This window comes from Streptomyces phaeochromogenes, from assembly GCF_001418655.1.
Lineage (GTDB): Bacteria > Actinomycetota > Actinomycetes > Streptomycetales > Streptomycetaceae > Streptomyces > Streptomyces phaeochromogenes.
Genome location: NZ_LIQZ01000084.1, coordinates 242 through 4,062 on the forward strand (window position 1 = coordinate 242; position 3,821 = coordinate 4,062).

A 3,821-nucleotide genomic window follows, 5' to 3' on the forward strand; every position below is an offset into this window, starting at 1 on the left:
GTGGATGTGGCGCCCCAGCAGCATGGCCTCGAACTCGACCAGGGATGTCGGCTTGTCCATGCGGGGTTTCTCGGCTCCTGGATCTGCGTTCTGGGCGGCCTGCTGGGGCGTTCCCTCCCTCCGGTTCGTGCGGCGCGGCATGGCACCGCATTGCACTGCATCGCCGGGTGGGGAGGCGCGGCGGGCGATATGCATGATGCACTCGGCATGTACGATGCACATTCTATGCATGCCGCATTCCTGCCGTGCAGTGCGTCGCGCCCGCCGTGATCCGGAAGCGCAAGAGGGAGAGCCCCCCCGTGGAAAGTCCTGACAGTCCCAAGGCCGAGTCCCGCTCAGGCGGTGTCGTCGGCATCCTCGCCTTCGCGGGCATCGTGGCCGCGCTCACGCAGACGCTGGTCGTGCCGCTGATCGGGGACCTGCCGAAGCTGCTCGACACCAGTGCCTCGAACGCCTCGTGGGTGATCACCGCCACGCTGCTGGCCGCGGCGGTGGCGACGCCAGTCGCGGGACGCCTCGGTGACATGTACGGCAAGCGGCGCATGCTTCTGGCCTCGCTGATACCGCTCGTCGTGGGCTCGATCGTCTGCGCCCTGTCCTCCTCGGTGATTCCGATGATCACCGGACGCGGTCTGCAGGGCCTCGGCATGGGCGTCGTGCCCCTGGGCATCAGCCTCCTGCGCGACGTGGTGCCGAAGGAGAAGCTGGGCTCGTCCATCGCGATCATGAGCGCGTCCATGGGTGTGGGCGGTGCGCTCGGTCTGCCGTTCTCCGCGGCGATCGCCGAGAACGCCAGCTGGCGCGTGCTGTTCTGGGTCGTCGCCGCCCTGGCCCTCGCGGTCGGCACCCTGATCTGGTTCGTCGTGCCCGTCGGCCGGGCGAACACCGCCGCGGGCAGCAGCTTCGACCTGCTCGGCGCGGCCGGCCTGGGCGTCGCGCTCGTCTGTCTGCTCCTCGGCGTCTCCAAGGGCGCCGACTGGGGCTGGGGAAGCGGTACCACCCTCGGACTGCTCGGCGCCTCGGTCGTCGTCCTGCTGGCCTGGGGCTGGTGGGAGCTGCGGACGCGCGAGCCGCTGGTCGACCTGCGCGTGACCGCCCGCCCGCAGGTGCTGATGACGAACATCGCGTCGATCCTGGTCGGCTTCTCGATGTACGCCCAGTCGCTGGTCATGCCCCAGCTGCTTCAGCTGCCCGAGGCCACCGGCTACGGCCTCGGCCAGTCGATGCTGGCCATGGGCCTGTGGATGGCGCCGGGTGGCCTGATGATGATGCTGATGTCGCCGCTCGGCGCCAAGGTCTCGGCCGCCCGCGGCCCCAAGACCACCCTGACCCTCGGAGCCCTGATCATCTCCCTCGGCTACGGCATCTCCCTGCCGATGATCGGCACGGACTCGCCGCTGAGCCTGCTTGCGGTGACCATCGTCGCCAGCACGGGCGTCGGCTTCGCGTACGGCGCGATGCCCGCCCTGATCATGGGCGCGGTGCCCCAGTCGGAGACCGCCTCGGCCAACAGCTTCAACACGCTGATGCGCTCGATCGGCAGCTCCGTGTCGGCCGCCGTGATGGCGGTGGTCCTGGCCCAGATGACCACGGACTTCGGCGGGTTCGCCCTGCCGTCCGAGGACGGGTTCCGGGTCGCCATGCTGATCGGTGCCGGTGTGGCCCTGGCGGCGGCGGCCGTCGCCTTCCTCATCCCGGTCCCGAAGGCTGCCGCCGAGCCGGAGCCCGGCCCGGCACCGGACGCCGCCCCCGAGACGGCCGAGGCCAAGGCCTGACCACGGCACTCCATACCGCGCCTGAAGCCGTCCCTGAAGAACCGTCAGAACGGTCAGTAGACGTCCCGCACGTACCGCTTTTCCGCCGCGAGTTGCTTTACGTACGTGGCGGCCTCGGTCTCGGTCAGGTCGCCGTGTGTGACGGCGATGTCCCGCAGGGCCCGGTCGACGTCCTTGGCCATGCGGGAGGCGTCACCGCAGACGTAGAAGCGGGCGCCGCTCTGGAGCCAGGACCAGAGTTCCGGTCCGTGCTCGCGCATCCGGTCCTGGACGTAGACCTTGGCGCGCTGGTCGCGGGAGAACGCCGTGTCCAGGCGGGTGAGGGTGCCGTCGTCGACGAAGGCCGTCAGCTCGTCCTCGTAGTAGAAGTCGGTGGCCCGGTGCTGCTCGCCGAAGAACAGCCAGTTGGGTGCCCGGTGGCCGAGGGCCCGCCGTTCCTGGAGGAAGCCGACGAACGGCGCGACTCCGGTGCCGGGCCCGACCATCACCATCGGGGTCGCCGGGTCCGCCGGGGGCCTGAAATGCGGGGAGCGCTGCACGAACACCGGTACCGGCGTGCCCGGTTCGGCGTCGGCGAGGAACGGCGAGCAGACACCGCCCCGGACCCGTCCGCCGAGGCTCTCGTACCGCACGACGGACACCGTCAGCGATACGAGGTGCGGGTCGACGAGCGGGCTGGACGATATGGAGTACAGGCGTGGTTGGAGCCGTTTCAGGACCCCGGCCCACTCCTGGGCGCTCGCCCGTACGGGGTGCTCGGCGATGACGTCGACCGCCTGCCGCCCCCAACTCCACTTGGCCAGCCCGTCCTTGTTGTCCGGGCGCAGCAGCCTCTTCAACTCCCGGTTGTCACCGGTCCGTTCGGCCACGAAGCGGAGCAGGTCCGGGGTGATCCGCGTGATGTCGAGATGGCGGCCCAGTGCGTCGGACAGGGAGGTGTGGCCAACTCCATTCACATCCACGGTCGTTGAGGCGTCCAGTCCGGCCACCTCCAGCCATTCCGCCACCAGAGCGGGGGAGTTGACCGGCCGTACGCCTAGCGCGTCCCCGGCCTCGTACGTCAGCGGGGTCTCGCTGTCCCGTGTGTCGAAGGTGAACCCGCGGACCTCCTTGCCCGCGCCGGGCAGGCTGAGCAGCCGGTTGCCGGTGAGCCGGGCGGTGACGGGGGCCGGCCTCCGCGCCGCCGAAGGCGCCCTCCCACTCGCCCTCCCATTCCCGCCTCCGCTCCCACTCGCGCTCGGAGCCGGTGCGTGAGCAGGAGCGGGCGTCTGGCCCTGCCCCTGCTGAGCGGGCACGAGCGCGGTGAGTACCTGGTCGAGCCAGGCCAGGGCGGAGGGCTCGTAGTCCGGCTCGCAGTCCGTACGTGGAGCCAGCCGGACCCCTCCCAACTCGTCCAGCCGCCGGTCGAGTCGGCGGCCGTGCCCGCAGAAGTCGTCGTACGAGGAGTCGCCGAGGGCCAGTACGGCATAGCGCACGCCGTCCAGGCGCGGCGGCTCGGAATCGGCCAGCGCGTCCCAGAAGCCGGAGCCGTTGTCGGGCGCGTCTCCGTCGCCGAACGTGCTTGTGATCAGCAGCAGATCAGCCCCCGGCGGCAGCGCGCGAGGGTCGGCGTCGTCCATCCCGAGGAGCGTCGCCCGGTGCCCGGTCGCGGTGATCCGCTCGGCCGCCGCGACCGCGAACTCCTCCGCGTTACCGGTCTGCGAGGCCCAGAGAACGACGACTTCGCGGAGGGGAGTGGCCGGGGTTCGTGGGGTCTCCACTGATCGCGAGTACATCCCGGCGAGGACGCCGTTCACCCACAGGGCGTGGTCCGGACTGAAGGGCGCGTCCGGCGGCAGCACGGGCACACCGGGGGCGCCCGCGGGAAGCCCGGCGAGGAATCCGGTGAGGTACTGGCGTTCCTGGGCGGTGAGGACGGGGGGAGGGGCGGGTGCGAGGCCGAAGACATCGTCGGCCCCAGCCGCGCCGGAGACCCCGGCGATCCCAGCCCCTCCGGCGTTCGAGGAGCGGGGGCCCGGGAGCAGCGCCCCCAGCGGCGCCCGGGGC

2 protein-coding genes are annotated in these 3,821 nt (G+C 71.3%); one reads left to right on the forward strand and one right to left on the reverse strand.

Translation table 11 applies throughout. The features are described 5' to 3' along the window. Window positions 1–299: 299 nt before the first annotated feature. Window positions 300–1,775 carry an MFS transporter gene (locus tag AOK17_RS11980; protein WP_055612390.1) on the forward strand — a complete coding sequence of 492 codons (1,476 nt, stop codon included), beginning with the start codon at window positions 300–302 and terminating at the stop codon, window positions 1,773–1,775. Window positions 1,776–1,828: 53 nt separating this feature from the next. Here AOK17_RS11980 and AOK17_RS11985 read toward each other — a convergent pair. Then, the coding region (locus AOK17_RS11985) for a diflavin oxidoreductase (protein WP_206190734.1) at window positions 1,829–3,821 on the reverse strand (1,993 nt) is incomplete at its 5' end.